General features: G+C 49.2%; 16 protein-coding genes and 1 pseudogene. 15 read left to right on the top strand and 2 right to left on the bottom strand.

Annotated features, from left to right (window positions below):
- Window positions 1-46: 46 nt before the first annotated feature.
- The 12 genes from B9T62_RS14665 to B9T62_RS41790 all read left to right on the top strand — a co-directional run bounded on the left by B9T62_RS14665 (window position 47) and on the right by B9T62_RS41790 (window position 12303).
- Window positions 47-2659 (top strand): PBP1A family penicillin-binding protein, encoded by a 2613-nt coding sequence (locus B9T62_RS14665; protein ID WP_087915934.1) that lies wholly within the window; start codon window positions 47-49, stop codon window positions 2657-2659.
- 216 nt (window positions 2660-2875) lie between these two features.
- Window positions 2876-3430, top strand: coding sequence for a ribonuclease FAU-1 family protein (locus B9T62_RS14660; RefSeq protein WP_087915933.1), 555 nt, complete (start codon window positions 2876-2878; stop codon window positions 3428-3430).
- 2 nt (window positions 3431-3432) lie between these two features.
- Window positions 3433-4092, top strand: coding sequence for a YdcF family protein (locus tag B9T62_RS14655; RefSeq protein WP_087915932.1), 660 nt, complete (start codon window positions 3433-3435; stop codon window positions 4090-4092).
- 95 nt (window positions 4093-4187) lie between these two features.
- On the top strand, window positions 4188-5153 hold the full coding sequence (locus B9T62_RS14650) for an AAA family ATPase (protein ID WP_087915931.1): 966 nt from the start codon (window positions 4188-4190) through the stop codon (window positions 5151-5153).
- A gap of 48 nt (window positions 5154-5201) precedes the next feature.
- On the top strand, window positions 5202-6491 hold the full coding sequence (gene hflX / locus B9T62_RS14645; RefSeq protein ID WP_087915930.1) for a GTPase HflX: 1290 nt from the start codon (window positions 5202-5204) through the stop codon (window positions 6489-6491).
- A gap of 125 nt (window positions 6492-6616) precedes the next feature.
- On the top strand, window positions 6617-7870 hold the full coding sequence (locus B9T62_RS14640; RefSeq protein WP_087915929.1) for a methionine gamma-lyase family protein: 1254 nt from the start codon (window positions 6617-6619) through the stop codon (window positions 7868-7870).
- Window positions 7871-8457: 587 nt separating this feature from the next.
- Window positions 8458-8868: a MerR family transcriptional regulator gene (locus B9T62_RS14635; RefSeq protein WP_087915928.1), complete on the top strand. Its 411-nt coding sequence runs from the start codon at window positions 8458-8460 to the stop codon at window positions 8866-8868.
- A gap of 29 nt (window positions 8869-8897) precedes the next feature.
- Window positions 8898-10226, top strand: coding sequence for a type I glutamate--ammonia ligase (glnA, locus tag B9T62_RS14630; protein WP_087915927.1), 1329 nt, complete (start codon window positions 8898-8900; stop codon window positions 10224-10226).
- 104 nt (window positions 10227-10330) lie between these two features.
- The gene (locus B9T62_RS14625) at window positions 10331-11614 is read left to right on the top strand and encodes an IS91 family transposase (RefSeq protein ID WP_169834340.1); all 1284 of its coding nucleotides are present in this window, start codon (window positions 10331-10333) and stop codon (window positions 11612-11614) included.
- Window positions 11577-11831, top strand: a complete 255-nt coding sequence (locus tag B9T62_RS14620; protein WP_087914887.1) for a hypothetical protein — start codon at window positions 11577-11579, stop codon at window positions 11829-11831. The genes B9T62_RS14625 and B9T62_RS14620 overlap by 38 nt, the downstream gene beginning before the upstream one ends.
- A gap of 60 nt (window positions 11832-11891) precedes the next feature.
- Entirely contained in the window at window positions 11892-12056 is a 165-nt protein-coding gene (locus B9T62_RS41795) for a hypothetical protein (protein ID WP_425436650.1), read from the top strand.
- Window positions 12057-12093: 37 nt separating this feature from the next.
- Complete coding sequence (locus B9T62_RS41790; RefSeq protein WP_425436649.1) at window positions 12094-12303, top strand: endonuclease; 210 nt, start codon at window positions 12094-12096, stop codon at window positions 12301-12303.
- Window positions 12304-12371: 68 nt separating this feature from the next.
- On the opposite strand, the gene B9T62_RS14610 is transcribed toward B9T62_RS41790, so the two are convergent.
- Window positions 12372-13064 (bottom strand): YukJ family protein, encoded by a 693-nt coding sequence (locus tag B9T62_RS14610; RefSeq protein ID WP_087915926.1) that lies wholly within the window; start codon window positions 13062-13064, stop codon window positions 12372-12374.
- A gap of 263 nt (window positions 13065-13327) precedes the next feature.
- Window positions 13328-14546, bottom strand: a pseudogene (locus B9T62_RS14605) (IS110 family RNA-guided transposase).
- Between the two features lie 472 nt (window positions 14547-15018).
- On the opposite strand from B9T62_RS14605, the gene B9T62_RS14600 reads away from it, so the two are divergent.
- From B9T62_RS14600 to B9T62_RS14590, 3 genes are read left to right on the top strand one after another with little or no spacing between them, the layout of a single operon-like run.
- Window positions 15019-15288, top strand: coding sequence for a hypothetical protein (locus B9T62_RS14600; RefSeq protein WP_087915925.1), 270 nt, complete (start codon window positions 15019-15021; stop codon window positions 15286-15288).
- A 34-nt stretch (window positions 15289-15322) separates the two neighbouring features.
- Window positions 15323-15724, top strand: coding sequence for a GntR family transcriptional regulator (locus tag B9T62_RS14595; RefSeq protein ID WP_087915924.1), 402 nt, complete (start codon window positions 15323-15325; stop codon window positions 15722-15724).
- On the top strand, window positions 15721-16797 hold the full coding sequence (locus tag B9T62_RS14590; RefSeq protein ID WP_087915923.1) for a DUF5808 domain-containing protein: 1077 nt from the start codon (window positions 15721-15723) through the stop codon (window positions 16795-16797). Before B9T62_RS14595 ends, B9T62_RS14590 begins: the two co-directional genes overlap by 4 nt.
- Window positions 16798-16812 lie beyond the last annotated feature (15 nt).

Raw genomic sequence — 16812 nt, 5'->3', positions numbered from 1 at the left:
TGAACCGATTATATGATCTTGTTCCGAAAGGGAGTCAGGAGGCAATATGGCCAGAGACGAAATGTCACGGACGAACCGCAACAGAGACAGAGAGACGTCCACCACTAAACCGAAACCAACTAGCAAAAAGAAAAAGAAATTTCTATCCAAGAAGCGGGTATTATGGACTTTGTTTTTTTCCACGGCACTGGCGATTTTCTGTGCGCTGGGCGGCTATCTGTTTATTATGCTGAACGGTGAGAAGCTGCTGCTTGAGAACGGAGACAAGCTGACGATTAACCCGACTACGAAGGTGTATGACCGCAATGCCAATCTGATCGGCGAGCTGTCGCTGGAGAAAAGCGATCCGGTGGACCGTGCCGATATCCCCGATCTACTGGTAAATGCTTTTATTGCCACGGAGGACAAACGTTTCAGGGAACACAGCGGCGTGGATTTATGGGCCATTGGCCGTGCAGCCGTGAAGGATATTGCCGCCCGCAGTATGGTGGAAGGCGGAAGCACGATCACCCAGCAGCTGGCGAAGAATATCTTCCTTACCCGTGACAAAACGTTCTTCCGCAAAGCGACCGAGGTTTCCATTGCCGTAGCGCTGGAGAATGATCGTACAAAAGACGATATCATTACGATGTATTTGAACCGGATTAACTTCGGCGGCACGATTTATGGCATCAAGGCCGCGTCGATCCGTTATTTTGGCGAAAGTGATCTGAATAAACTGGATCTATGGGAAATGGCTACGCTGGCGGCGATGCCAAAGGGACCTTCCCGCTATAATCCGCTGCGCAACCCGGAGCTGTCCAAGGAACGCCGCGCCATTGTGCTTCAACTGATGGCGGAGCAGGGTTATATCACCCAGCAGGAACGCGAAGAAGCCGCAGTGGTAGATTACAACTACAAGCCACCGGAGAGCAAGCAGCGCTACCAGGCTTTTATCGACTATGCGATCGATGAAGCGGAAGCCAAATTCGGCTTGTCCGAGGAAGATCTGAATATTGGCGGCTATAAGATTTATACCACGATGGATAAGCATGCCCAGCAGACGGTGGAGGATGCTTTTGCCGACAGTGACAATTTCGAGAAAAGCGTCGATGATGAGCTGGTGCAAGGCTCGATGACGATCATCAACCAGGAGAATGGCAGCATCGTCGCCCTGATGGGCGGACGAAACTATGAGAAGAAGGGCTATAGCCGTGTGGACGGCAGCCGCCGTTCTCCGGGTTCTGCGTTCAAGCCGATTGTGTCCTATGCTCCAGCACTGGAGACTGGCAATTTCTCGATGAACTCTACCCTGAGCAATGAGAAGCAATGCTTCGGCAAATATTGTCCGAACAATCTGCATGGCTATTCTTCCTCGATCAGCATGAGCGACGCCATTCAGAAATCGGAGAATATTCCGGCGGTCTGGCTGCTGAACGAAATTGGTGTCAACACCGGATTCCAGTTCGCCAAGAAGCTGGGTATCGGTCTGGCCGATGAAGACAAGAATCTGTCGCTGGCCCTGGGCGGGATGAGCAAAGGTACCAATACTCTTGAGATGGCCCAGGCCTATAGCTCATTTGCCAACGGAGGCGAAATGCGCGAGGCGTATGCGATTAAATCGATCGCCGATAAAGACGACGAGACGGTGTACAAGGCCAATACCAAGCCTGAACGAGTAATGTCTGAGGACACCGCGTATCAGATGACGGAAATGATGCAGAAGGTTGTGCAGGACGGTACAGGTAAAAAAGCCAAAATCAACCGTCCGGTAGCCGGTAAAACCGGCACCACCCAAAGCGGATACTCCGGAAACAGTGCGAACCGCGATGTTTGGTTTGTAGGCTATACGCCTGAATGGACAGCAGCGGTCTGGATGGGCTACGACAAGCCAAGCCGCGAGCATCTGCTGAAGAACAGCAGCCCACTGGCTGCGGCGTTCTGGGGCAAGGTTATTGAGGAGGCGCTCAGAGACGTGCCGGCCAAGTCCTTCCCGCAGCTGGAGAACACATCTACGCCTGAACCTGAACCCTCTGCAACGACCGAACCGGTGGAGGCAGTTGGAGGGTTGTCCGTGCAGTATGATGAAGCTACCCTGACCGTCAATCTGAGCTGGCAGGCTGTGCCTGCGGCGGATGCGGAATACCGCATCTTCCGCCGGGAGTCCGCTGAAGCGGATTACAGTCAGCTGATGACAACCAATTTAACTACTGCAGGCGATATCAGCGCCATGCCGGGAATGAGCTATGAATATTATGTCATCGCCTATTATCCTGAGCAGGCTGTAGAGAGCGGGCCTTCGGACACGGTATCCGTGGTTATTCCGGATGAGCTTGGTACGCCAGAGCCAGAGCCTACGATAGATCCGAATCTACCTACACCGAACCCAGATGAGGGTGGCGGAACGGACAATCCCGGCAATAATGGAGGGAATAACGGCGGCAACAGCAATAATGGCGGCCAGAATGGCAATAATGGCAATTCCGGAAATCCGGGCACACCACCGGAGAACCCGGGTACGCCGGGAGGGCCGAATTCAGGAGGTCCGGAGCAGCCGGCCGCAACGCCGCCTCCGGCAACCGCAGTGCCTGAAGCCACCATTGCTCCGGTGGACCCGGGTGCTGTTCCTACCCCGGATGCAGCAGCGGCCCTGCCGAGTGAAGAGCCGATTATTCAGTAATACTTTAAGTTTCTTGCACCAGCAAGTATCATATGGAACGGATGTCTTCCACTAAGGAGGGCATCCGTTTTCTTTTATTCGCAGAAATGGATGCCGTCTCCTACAGAGGAGGGCCTAGATGTTTCTCCTTGCAGAGCAGGCCATTTGATACGATGCTTTGAGTGTGCCAGATAAATGTGTTAAGCTGAAGTCACCATACTTGAGAGGGTTATTCTTATGAAACGTAAATTCGGAGACCGGGCCAACTGGCGCCGGATTACGCGCCGCCATTTTGCCTGCCGCTATGTGGAGAGCCGGGAATTCAGCGGATATATTACGCTTTATACCATTTACGGGCTTAAGGAACCACTATGGAAGAGTTATGGCAGGCATACATATCGCATTGCGGACAAAGGTTATTCGTGGTTGCAGTATTTTCCCAAAGACAGTCATTATATTGTGACTGCCATGTTCGATGAACGGCAAAATATTATCCAGTGGTATATTGATACCTGCAAGGTGCAGGGGGTTACGGATCAGGGAGTGCCTTGGTTTGACGACTTATACCTAGACGTGGTTGTGTTGTGGAACGGAGAGGTTTTTCTGCTTGATGAGGATGAGCTTGAGGAAGCGCTGGAACGGCAAGACATCACCGAGAGCGATTACAGACTGGCCTGGAATACTGCCAAGAATCTGCTGGGCAGCATAGATGCTCATGCTTTTCCTTTCTTCTCCCTCTCCCTGAAGCATCGAGCCGAATTGTTTCATCATGGAGAATTCAGGAGGAAATAACAATGGAATGGTTTGTATACGGACGGGGAGGCTCCTCCCCGATTCGAATCGTGTCCAAGAAACGCCGCTTTTGGTCCAAACGCACTTTGTTTACCGGGCTGGTGATCCTGCTGCTGGCTGGCCTGCTCTGGTGCGCCTATGCATTTGTAATGATCAACCGCGCGGAAACCAGCAACCCACTGCAGAAAGCCGACACAGGTATAATCCTGGGTATGTCAATGTGGGGGGATGAACCGAGCCCCGGGTTGAAGGAGAGATTGGATTATGGCCTCAAGCTGTATAAGGAAGGCAAATTTGCCAGCTTTATTGTAAGCGGAGGATTGGATCAGCCGGATTTGAAATACACCGAAGGTGAGGGAATGCGTAATTACCTGGTCGCTCAGGGTGTGCCGGAATCCTCTATTTATGTGGAGAACAAGGCTACCAGTACATACGAGAATCTGCGGTTCAGCAAAGATATTATGAACCGTGAAAGTTTTCAATCAGCCTTGATTATTACACACACCTACCATGGACGGCGCTCGCTGGAGATTGCCGAAGAGCTGGGCTACCTGCGGCCACAGCTGGGTCTGACTGAATCTACGGTCATGTCGATGGCCAAACACAAGTCACGCGAGGTGCTGGCCTACACCAAATGGAAGCTGCAGCAGCTGTTTCTGTGATTTGTCCCTAAAGTTGCTGAATCTGCTAATAACCCCCCGGATACTGGAATAGACTTGATTAGAGAAGTCAGCCCTGGATAATGAGGTGGGAACCTATGAATGGACGCGTAGCGGCGGCAAGCGGGCGGGACGATAGCAGACCGTCCAGACAGATTAATGTAGTTCTGCGCAGTCAGGAGCCTGTTGCTGCTGCTCCTGCGGCAGCGGACAGCCGAGAAGCGCTGCCCAAAAGCACTAGCCACACCGGCTTATTTCAAGAGCTTAGTCAGGAACTGGACGGACTGGTGGGCCTCGATAATATTAAAGAGCTGGTATTTGAAATTTATGCCCTGCTGCAGATCACCCAGATGAGGACCGAGGCGGGACTTGCCAGTGGAGGCCAGGCCTATCATATGGTCTTCAAGGGCAATCCGGGTACCGGAAAAACGACGGTGGCGCGGATAATCGCCAAGCTTTTTCAGCGGATGGGCGTGCTGACCAAAGGCCACTTAATTGAAGTGGAAAGAGCTGATCTGGTAGGTGAATACATCGGGCATACGGCACAGAAGACGCGTGATTTGGTTAAGAAGGCATTTGGCGGCATTCTTTTTATTGATGAGGCTTATAGTCTTGCCCGCGGCGGAGAGAAGGATTTCGGCAAGGAAGCGATTGATACGCTGGTGAAATCGATGGAGGATCATCGCAGCCAATTTGTGCTGATTCTGGCCGGGTATTCCGGGGAGATTGATTATTTTCTGATGAGTAATCCCGGTCTGCCCTCCCGTTTCCCGATCCAGGTTGAATTTCCCGACTATACGATTGACCAGCTGCTGCAGATTGCCGAGATCATGGCGAAGGAACGCGACTATATTCTGATGCCGCAGGCCATACTCAAACTGAAGCAGCATCTGGTGGCTGAGAAGTCGGAGAGTCTGCATGCCTTCAGCAATGCGCGGTATGTCCGCAATGGCATAGAGAAGGCCGTGCGCGCGCAGGCGGTGCGGCTGCTGAATCAATATGAGAGTGTAAGTCCAGGCAAGCAGGAGCTAATGACGCTGCGGACAGAGGATTTTAAATTATAACGAATGAAACGGCAGAACATATGAATCGATAAGGAGCACGGCAAAACGATGGCAATCACAACACATGAGACAGAGACGGATATTCAGGACCGGGCGATCCTGGTCAGTCTGGTAACCGACAAAATCAAACGCACCGGCATTGATCCCGAGCTGTCGCTGCAGGAGCTGGTTCAGCTGGCGGAGACGGCTGGTGTTGAAGTGCTCGACGTTCTGCGCCAGAACAAGGAAACCCCTGATTCCAAATGGTTTATCGGCAAAGGCAAGGTTGAGGAGCTGCGGATGGCCGCAGACGGCTTGGGGGCCAACACGGCGATCTTCGATCAGGAGCTGTCCGGAGCCCAGGTACGCAACCTGGAGGAAGCACTGGATCTCAAAATCATTGATAGAACCCAGCTTATTCTGGATATCTTCGCCGGACGCGCCAAGACACGCGAGGGCATCATTCAGGTAGAGCTGGCTCAGCTGTCCTATCTGCTGCCGCGCCTCTCCGGGCATGGCAAGAATCTGTCCCGGCTGGGCGGCGGCATTGGCACGCGGGGACCGGGGGAGAGCAAGCTGGAAACCGACCGCCGCCATATCCGTGACCGGATTACCGAGCTGAAACGTCAACTGGATGAGGTGATCAAGACCCGTGAGCTTCACCGGGAGCGCCGCCGCAAGAGCGGAGCTGTACAGGTTGCGCTTGTTGGCTATACCAATGCCGGCAAATCGACCCTGCTGAAGCAGCTTACGGATGCGGACGTCTACATCGAGAACCAGCTGTTCGCGACACTTGATCCTACGTCCCGTGTGCTGCAGCTGATCGGCGGCAAGGAGGTTGTGCTGACCGATACGGTAGGTTTTATCCAGAACCTGCCGCATGATCTGGTTGCTTCCTTCCGGGCGACCCTGGAGGAAGTAAATGAAGCGAATCTGGTGCTGCATGTGGTGGATGCTTCATCGCCGATGCGGCAGGAGCAGATGGATGTAGTGCAAGCCATTCTTCAGGAACTGGGTGCAGCGGGCAAGCCGCAAATTGTGCTGTTTAACAAAATCGATCTCTGTGCTCCCGAGCAGCTGGATATGCTGCCGTCGGGCAACGGGTTCCTGAAGATCAGCGCCTTCAATGAAGAGGATCTGGTTCGCCTCAATGAGCTGATCAGCGATGAACTGGCTGGAGATACTCTGGTGTTCCGCATTCCCGGTGACCGGGGGGATATTTCCTCACTGCTGTATAGAGTAGGGGAAGTGCTTGAAACCAACTTCGATGAGAACGATGTGCTCTACGAGGTGCGGGTTAACAAAGAGGATTATGCCAAGTGGAGTTATATGCTTGCAGAGTTTGTGGACCCGTCTTGAGGCTTGAAGCAAGGAGAATATAAATTGGAAATAGGATGAGAAACGGACACCGCCTCTATCAGAGGACGGTGAAGCCGTTTCTACTTGTAATAATGGCAAGTATATGTAAGGAGCGAATTTGAATAATGGCAGCATTTGCAGAGGATATTATACAGGCGGCGCAGGCCGCAGAGCTTGAAATTGAAGGTGCATTCAAAACGCTGGAACAGGTCGTTGACCATAATCAGTGGAAGGTGATCGAGGCGTTTCAGCGGCATCAGGTAAGCGATTTTCATTTTGCCGGCTCGACGGGCTACGGCTATAACGACCGGGGCCGCGAGGTGCTGGATCTGGTCTATGCCGATATCTTTGGCGCGGAGGCAGCGCTTGTCCGTCCTCATTTTGCTTCAGGGACGCATACGATCTCGACAGCGCTGTTTGGTGTGCTGCGTCCGGGAGATGAGCTGCTCTACATCACGGGGCGCCCTTATGACACGCTGCACAAGGTGATCGGCAAGCCGGGCGACCGGACCGGATCGCTGGCCGATTTCGGAATTACGTACGCCGAGGTCGCGCTGACAGCGGATGGAGCGGTCGATTGGGATGAAGTTCAGCTTGCCGTTAATGACAAGACCAAGGTTATCGGTATTCAGCGTTCACGCGGGTATGACTGGCGTTCCTCCTTTACTGTTGCAGAGATTGGCCAGATGGTGGAGAGAATCAAGGCACTGATGCCTGGTGTCATTGTGTTTGTGGATAACTGCTATGGTGAATTCACCGAGAAGCTGGAGCCTACACAGGTCGGGGCAGATCTGATCGCCGGCTCGCTGATCAAGAACCCCGGCGGCGGCATAGCGGAGACCGGCGGCTACATCTGCGGACGGAGGGAGCTGGTGGAGCAGGCTGCTTATCGCCTGACTGCGCCGGGAATCGGCGGCGAGGTAGGCGCAATGCTGGGGACCACCCGCGGGCTCTATCAAGGGCTGTTCATGGCTCCCCATACGGTAGGACAAGCTCTCAAAGGCAGCATCTTTGCGGCAGCTGTCTTCGCACGCTGCGGATTTACAACCAAACCCGCCTGGAATGAAACACGCACCGATTTGATCCAGGCTGTCCAGTTTGACGGACCGGAGCATCTGATTGCCTTCGTCCAGGGAATTCAGCGGGCAGCGGCTGTAGACAGCCATGTCGTACCTGAGCCCTGGGATATGCCGGGTTATGAGCATCCTGTCATTATGGCGGCAGGTACATTTATTCAGGGCGGCAGCTTGGAGTTATCTGCGGATGCACCCATCCGTGCGCCTTATATTGGTTATATGCAAGGCGGCCTAACCTACTCCCATGTTAAATATGGGGTGCTGATGGCCCTGCAGAATATGCTGGACCGTAAATTATTGTAAAATTATAGTTACTGCTTAGTCCTCGATATGATGGGAACATTGAAGCCTTAGCTCGTTTGTGGCTGCTATGTTCGCTTGTTTGATTTAGTTGCGAAACTGCAACTAATTGGCGGATTTACTCCGTTTTGGAGGAAATAGATGCAAATAGGCATCTAATTTAGGGTATTGAGCGTTAAGGGACTTATTTCCTTGAGATTAGTTGCAGAATTGCACTTATACGTCTGTTGACTGGAGTTTCAGCTGGAATTAATTGCACTTTCGCATCTATTGCTCCGTTCCTGGCAATCTACTAAATCCTTGGTGGGACCTAATAGTTTCGAAGTGTAGGGGTTATTTTTAATCCGCTGACGCATAGAGAAGAGCTGTCCCGCCGATATTATAAGTATCCATATCATAGAGCGTTTTTTGATTGTGTATTGTACAGCATGCTATACTGCGTAAAGTCTGAAGCTTATAGCTCACACTCACTTCACCCTTCCTCTCTGTAAAAAAGAAATGTTGTGAGAATATCTTACACACCATTGACATGCCATATCAGGGAATGTACAATGAGATGAGAAAAAGATCATTGGAAGGTTGGATGAGTCATGGGTGATGAAATCCGCAGAAATATGGCATTATTCCCAATCGGGATTGTTATGAAGCTAACCGATCTATCTGCAAGACAGATCCGTTATTATGAGCAGCACAGCTTGATCGTACCGGCGCGTACGTCGGGGAACCAGCGTTTATTCTCGTTTAATGATGTAGAGCGTCTATTGGAGATCAAGGCTCTGATAGAGAAGGGCGTCAACATTGCTGGCATTAAGCAGGTAATGAATCCTGTCACCAGGGAATCCGATGAAGCGACAGTGATTACCCCTGACACTGAGGTTAGGCGTCGGGAGTTGTCCGAATCCCAGCTTCACCGGTTGCTGAAACAGGAGCTGGTTTCCGGTAAAAGGCCGGGACAGGTATCTCTCATTCAAGGTGAGTTATCCCGGTTTTTTAATAAATAATATAAAGAGCTTGAAAGGGAGAGGGTATCGTGAGTTTTAGCAAAGAGGATATTCTGAATATCGCCAAGGAAGAAAATGTCCGTTTCATTCGTTTGCAATTCACCGACCTGCTCGGTACAATCAAAAACGTTGAAATCCCGGTAAGCCAGCTTGAGAAAGCACTCGACAATAAAATGATGTTTGATGGATCTTCCATCGAAGGTTATGTGCGGATTGAAGAATCTGACATGTACCTGTATCCGGACCTGAGCACATGGGTTGTTTTCCCTTGGGTGACGGACAGCCGGGTTGCACGTTTAATTTGTGATGTGTACATGCCGGATGGAACGCCGTTTGCTGGAGACCCCCGCGGTATTCTCAAACGCTGCTTGAAGGAAGCCGAAGAAATGGGCTTTACCGCAATGAACGTAGGACCTGAACCGGAATTCTTCCTGTTCAGAACCGATGAGAAGGGTAACCCGACTACTGAATTGAATGACCAGGGTGGTTATTTTGATTTGGCGCCGATGGATCTTGGGGAGAACTGCCGCCGCGAGATCGTACTGACTTTGGAAGAAATGGGCTTTGAAGTCGAAGCCTCCCACCATGAGGTAGCTTCCGGCCAGCATGAGATTGACTTTAAATATGCCGATGCCATCAAAGCTGCCGACCAGATCCAGACCTTCAAGCTCGTTGTGAAGACGGTAGCCCGTCAACACGGCCTGCATGCAACCTTTATGCCCAAGCCTCTGTTCGGAATGAACGGTTCCGGTATGCATGCCCACCAATCGCTATTTAACGGCAGCGAGAACATGTTCTACGATGAGAGCGACAAGCTTGGCCTCAGCAAAACTGCCCGTTATTACATGGCCGGCATTCTGAAGCATGCACGTGCTTTTGCCGCCATTACGAACCCTACTGTGAACTCTTACAAACGTCTGGTTCCAGGTTATGAAGCGCCTTGTTACGTGGCTTGGTCTGCGAGCAACCGCAGCCCGATGATCCGCATACCAGCTTCCAGAGGCCTCAGCACACGTGTGGAAGTCCGCAACCCGGACCCTGCAGCTAACCCGTACCTTGCACTCGCTGTAATGTTGAAGGCAGGACTGGACGGCATCAAGCGCAAGCTGGATCTGCCTGCTCCAATCGACCGCAACATCTACATCATGTCCGAGGAAGAGCGGATTGAAGAAGGCATTCCAAGCCTGCCGGCTGACCTGAAGGAAGCCTTGAGCGAAATGATCCGCAGCCATGTGATCACTGAAGCCCTCGGCGAACATGCGCTGGCCCATTTCTACGAGCTCAAAGAGATCGAGTGGGACATCTACCGGACCCAGGTTCACGAGTGGGAAAGAGCACAATACATGACTCTTTATTAGAAGATCGAACCCTTGGCGCTGTAGGCGCTGGGGGTTTTTTTATTGTATAGGAAATTATAGAGTGTAAAAAAATGTGGATAACTCCGATGAAAAAAGGAGGAGGGATGGACGTGAAGAATCAGGAGAGGTGGAAGAAACGAGGAGTCATCCGGCAGATTTTAAAAGATCACTTTCATGGATTCATGGAAATGCACGGACATCATCTGCCCAAGGAACTCCACAGTAGCATGATAGAAACCGTGAATAAAGCGATACGCTGTGGTACACGGGATATGGGCTATGCCAGATATGAGTGCAAGGGATGCACGGAGGGAACGCCGGAACCCGTGTTTATTTGCTTCACCTGTAAAAGCCGTTTTTGTCATGGATGTGGGAAGAAATATACGGATGAATGGGCGGAAAAGCAGCAAGAACGAATACTAGATGTACCTCATCGCCACCTCGTATTTACAGTGCCTGAAGAACTACGCAAGGTATTCTTTCAAGACCGGCGGAAGTTAAATGAACTGAGTAACCAAGTGGCCAAGGTCATTCAATATTATTACCGGCGGAAAAATAAGAGCAAGAAATACGAAGTCGGTGTGATTACCGTGATTCATACCTTTGGCCGTGATTTAAAGTTTAATCCGCATATCCATGCGCTAATTACGGAAGGCGCGCTAGACCGGAACAAGGAGTGGAAGAAGGCGGAGTATATCTCGTATGAGTACTTGCGGAAATCGTGGCAGAAACTGCTACTGGATTTAATGATGAAATGGTATCCGGAGGAAGAACGTATAAAGAGACTGGTGAATGAGTTATACCAGCGCTATTCGCAGGGGTTTTATGTGAATGCGGAGCAGCGGATGAAAAATGCCCGAGGAGCAGCGAAATACATTGGGCGCTATTTGGCGCGTCCGGCGATCGCGGAGTACCGGGTAGTAAGCTACAACTACCACAAGGTGCACTACTGGTATGAGGATCACCGAACGGGCAAACGGGTGGATGTGGTATCGCCGGTAATGAAATTCATTTACGATCTGGTGCAGCACATTCCGCCCAAGCATTTTCGGATGGTGGGGCGCTATGGTCTATACAGCCGGGGGAAAAACAAAGAGTCACAAAAGGTAATTAATCTGTGGCGGTACATGGTGCACAAACAAATCGAGATGACTTTTCCAGCGGAGGAAAGGAAGAAGAAAAGCTACCGCCAGCGGATGCTGGAGAGCTATGGGCGAGACCCGATGCTTTGTCCCTGCTGCAAGCACCGGATGTTGCTTGTGGTGATTTGGCATGCGGAATATGGGAGAATTTATTATTATGACGAGCAGCGAGAATATGAAAACCAAAAGAAATGGGGGATACGAAGTCATGGGAAAAGAACAGGGCCAAAAGTCCGGACAGGATAAAGAACAAGAACTGGACCTATGGAATCCATGGGAGGAAGAAGAGGAGTCAGAGGTATGGATCGATTATATCTGCGTGAAATGTGGGATGATGGACCCTGTACCTGAATTTATAGTAGCCGAGTGTTCGTATGAACTGGAAGGCGGAGAATCCCCAGAGTTTTTCTGTCCTGTTTGTAATGGAACCTTGGTGAGAAAAGAAGAGCCAGCGGATAAATAACCGCTGGCTAGAAAGTTATTCACCCGCCAGGGTGATTTTGTTCTTTGTGGAATCTTATACATGCAAATCAACTTTACAGGACAGGGAGTGACTTTAGGTAATGAACATCGGAATGATCCGAACGGCCAACCAGTAGGAACTACACATAATGAAGCGCCAGACACATTTTATGATGAAGATTCATGGGAACCAAGAGATGCAGTCAAAGTGATGTTGCAAGAATGATTTTATATATGGATGTAAATATGAGGGTGAGGAAGGAGTGAAGGATCTACAGGCTGTTGATAAAGTTACAAATACAAGATTAAAGAAACCGGAACATGGAAAACTATCGACATTTTTAGAGTGGAATGAATTGGATCCTGTCGATATGTTTGAAAAGAGACGCAATGAAGTAATATATCAAAAATACCAACATAATCGTAACCCATTTATTGACCATCCAGAATGGGTTGATTTGATTTGGAATTGAATAAAAATCAATGAAAAAACGAGTTGTCTGGTACTATTTCTATTGACAACTCGTTTTTTTATTTTTTATTAACGGCCAGTGGATACGGCTAGTTTGGTCTGAGTGTGATCGCAAACTTCGGTAGGATGACCCTTATCATCCGTACACCATGATTGAGATAAGAAAGCTAAGAATATTGCCACCCACTTATCCTTGAATTGGATCAAAATTCCACCATCTTGCCATGGGCCGTTGTCAACTTTCCACCGACCCTCATTTCCTTGATTCATATGAACATTGTGGACGCCGCGACCTGGTTCAAAATCAAATATTTTATCGGGTCTGTTTTTTTCTGGTCCCCATTCAGATCCATAAACATAGATGGTGGCTTCTTCTTTAATAGCTCTTCCTATATAATTTTGAAGTTTATCGTTTAAGTCGTTGTCGGGACCTGATATATCGTGAGGAAGAGGAACCATTTTAGAGGGGTCAAACAAGTCCCCACGAATATAATCCAGGGCAATGTCCCTGTTGTTTTTATTGATGTGGGTAAAACCGTTGCTCATTGTAGGTAGAATTGTTATAGAGGATGCATCATATTGTTCGTCAACTAAATATAGTACTTCGGATTCATTCGAGCTTGACATAACATTGACGGCTATTCTATACTCAGTGTTTTCTTCACCAATCATTCTAATTTGATAATGAGGAGTGGATCTGTCACGTTCTCCCTTCCCATCAACTGCAACTCCTTTTAAAACACCATAACCTTTGATTGTCATATTGTTACCTCCTGATTTTTTATTTTGAACATCTTGTAGTGTTTCTTTGTTTGTGAAATTTATGTTGGCAAATTTATCAGAAACCAACCTTGTTCACTATTTTAGATGGGATATATTTCTAAGATAGATTCACGATGCGTCGTTAAGCTCCCATGAAAATTAAATCTGCAGTTACTGTAAAGAGGCAAAGTAAATAAGACGCAGTCCATTCATTTTTTTGAATGTCACAGCATCCGAAATAAGGATATGGGTATCTTAATGAATTAAGAGACTTCTGTAATAGTTACAGAATAACCTAATTTTCCTAGTCGTCGAACTGCGTATTTCACAATAGATTGTTGCTTCTGTTTGTCAAAGTAATCTTCGCCTAGGTCCACATACATTTCTTCACGTGTCAACAAATAGTAGGCTATTCTCAACATAGCATGTGCGACAGAGATTGCTGCCCTTTTTCTTCCCTTTTCTTGCTGCCGTTCGTCTGTACATGGCACCAAGATAGTTCTTTGAGGCTGCTACAGAATGGGCTGCTTCAACTAAGGCGGACTTCAAATATTTGTTTCCATTTTTAGCTTTAGCAGATTTTCTCTTTCCTGCACTTTCGTTATGCCCAGGCACAAGTCCAGCCCATGAGCATAAATGTGCAGCACTGGGAAACTGCTTCTTAATATTGGTCCCAATTTCGGCTAAGATTTGTTCTGCCATTCGAGTAGCTATTCCAGGAATTGAATCTAAACGTTCGACATCGTCATGAAATGGAACAACCCTCGTAGCGACTTCCTGATCTAGCAACGTGATTTGTTCACTTAAAAAATCAATGTGAGTCAAAATAGTCTTAATCATCAAGCGTTGGTGAGGGTTTACATAGCCGTGTAGAGCAAGTTCAAGTTCATCCTTCTTTCGTTTCATGGTGCGTCTAGCGAAGTTCGCTAGTTTCTCAGGATCATCCTCACCATCAGCAATAGCATGGAGCATATCGCGAGAAGAGACACCCATAATATCAGAGACAATAGAGCTGAGCTTAATGTTGGCTCCTTCTAACCCTTTTTGAATTCGATTATGTTGTCTAGCTCGTTCTTCGATAATGCTGCGACGATAACGAACAAGTTCTCGAAGCTCACGTTGATTTCGATCTGGAATGAAACTTGCTTTAAGTAGCCCATGACGAAGAAGCTTTGCAATCCATTCGGAGTCCTTGACATCTGTTTTACGTCCAGGCAAAGCTTTCATATGCTGGGCATTCACCACTAAGAATTCAATTCCTTCAGCTTCAAGTAAATTGACAATAGGCTTCCAAAATACACCCGTACTTTCCATAGCAACGTGAGTGCACTCCTGCTGTTTAATCCAGTCAATTAATGGTAAAAGAAACACAGTTTTAGTCGGAAATGTTTGAATCTCCTTTCCATTAGACGTTAGAATACATGCGGTAATGTTATCCTTATGAATATCCATACCACATGCCCGTTCAACTACGATTTCCACTTTGAAGTATCCTCTCTACGGCTAAATTAGGTAAGAGGCTGGTGCAACAATCAGAGTAGGATTAATCTCCCATGAGTGCTTCCCGATAGGCGTGATCGTTGGAGTCAGACTAACGGATGGGCTCGTAGGCACCATAGCTTATCGACCTTCCTCTCCCAGCCATAGTAGCAGTATTAACAGATACAAATATTTTCATCATCTGTGGTGCGGCGCTTGCGCTGCATGTATGGCTAACGGGCAGGATAGTTGAATAAGGATACCACGGCAGCTGACCAGAAAATCAGCTGCCGTTTTCATTTAGCTAAGGGCAGGATTGTTTAGTACTATAGCCTACGCATATGACACTTTAGTTCAAACCTTTAAGAACATTAATAACCATACTAGACAATATGGAATTATTTTCAACTTGATCTTGAATAGTATTATTATCTGTGTTATACATGTAATATAACAAACAAAGAAGGAGGTTGGTTTGATATGGAACGGTTTCGACATGTCAAAATCGCACATGGTTAATGATACCCTGCGCCATTGCCGGAGCGCTGCTGATGCCCTAATCGCTCAAAGTGCTTCCGAAGGCCGAGAATCCGGCGATGGCGCTGTTCACGTGGCAGCTCGCAAAGCTGATCCGCGCCAAAAGTGCTCCGATTCCCTCGTTGTATACATGACGGCAAACGTGCTTGTCGCCTATATGGCGGCCGACTTGCTTTTGCTCTGCATCATCGGCCCCCTTTCTATCTGATGACGCGCAGCTGCTACCATAAGGAGGGATATTTTTGTTCATAGAGCTCGATCTGCAATCGGAAACTCCGATTTACACACAACTGGTTGACCAAATCGTCGAAGGGATCGCCTCCGGTGCCTTGCGGCCTGGCGATCGGCTTCCGTCGATCCGAAGCTTGGCGGAGGACTTGGGGATCAATCTCCATACCGTTAACAAAGCCTACAATTTGCTCAAGCAGGAGGGCTTACTTCAAGTACACCGAAAAAAGGGCGTTATCGTTCAGCCCGACGGGATGCCCGGCGTGACGGAGGCGTTCGAGGAGAAGCTCCGGCGGCAGTTGCGGTCTCTTGCGGCGGCAGCTGCGGTACGAGGCATGGCGGAAGAGGTATTCGCGCAGGAGAGCAGATCGGTGTACCGAGAGATGATTACGAATCGCGGAGGGGAACAACGTTGACACAAGAACCGATGATTATGATATCCAGCAGTTATTTGATGATTGCTCTGATGCTCAGTTTACAGGTCTATATCGGCTTGCGGACCGTGCTGTTCGGCATCGTGCTGCCTGCGGAGGCCCTGCAGGACCCTGCCGTCCGTGCCATTCGCCGGAATTACGCTTTGCTTACCAGCGGTTTTGCGGTCGTCATCGGAGGAGTTTGCTTTTTATGGATGCGTCATCAGCCTGCGCGGAGTCTCCTAATTTGGACGACAGCCATCTTGCTTTCAATCATTGCGTCAGGCTTCGCTATTTGGATCAGCCGGATGTCCGCGCAACGCTTGAAGGCGGCCAGAGGCTGGGAGATTGTCGTGCAGACGAAGCGCGCAGCAAGCCTTGTGGCCGGACGGATGCATAGCCCGGTGCTAAGCACTTGGTGGTATTCGGCAAATGCCGCCGTGATGGCGCTATGCATCTTCTTTGCTATTGCGAAGTGGGATACGATTCCGCAATTGTTGATTCTCGGAAATTTTGACTTTAACAAATCCGTGTGGACCGTGTTCATACTGAACATCGTGCAAGCACTGAATATCACTGTTTTCGTCTGCTATAATCTGATGATCGGCCGTGCGAGGACATCGCTGGATCCCCAGGACCAGGAAGGTTCACTGCAAAAACAGTTGAAGCACAAGAAAATCCATTCGATTCTGACTTGGGGCGCTTCGCTCCTCATGGTTGTATTCGCAGGGGTGGCGCAAGCCATAGCGTTGTACGGTTGGAAGGGAAAGCTGCTCTTCCTCTCCGGCATGTCGCTCTGGGTAGCACTCTTCTTGGCACTGATCGGCGTCATGCTTTACCTGCGAATCAAAGGTATTGATCAGCTAAGGGATGTTCCGTCGATGGAGGAAAGGCACTGGAAGTGGCTCGGCAGCATTTACGTGAACCCTGAAGACCCGGCGTGGATCGTTCCGAACATTCATGGTTTCGGCTGGACGATCAATATGGCCAATCCGCGTGGTAAGATTATAGTCGCCGCGACGGTAGCCATTCCGGTGATTGAAATTATCTTATTTCTGCCTATTTTGAATAAATAATTCAATATCCGGAAG

Origin of the sequence: Paenibacillus donghaensis (assembly GCF_002192415.1) — a bacterium.
Taxonomy (GTDB): domain Bacteria; phylum Bacillota; class Bacilli; order Paenibacillales; family Paenibacillaceae; genus Paenibacillus_AQ; species Paenibacillus_AQ donghaensis.
Note: the sequence above shows the minus strand (reverse complement) of the source record. Positions and strands in the feature narration are given on the sequence as shown.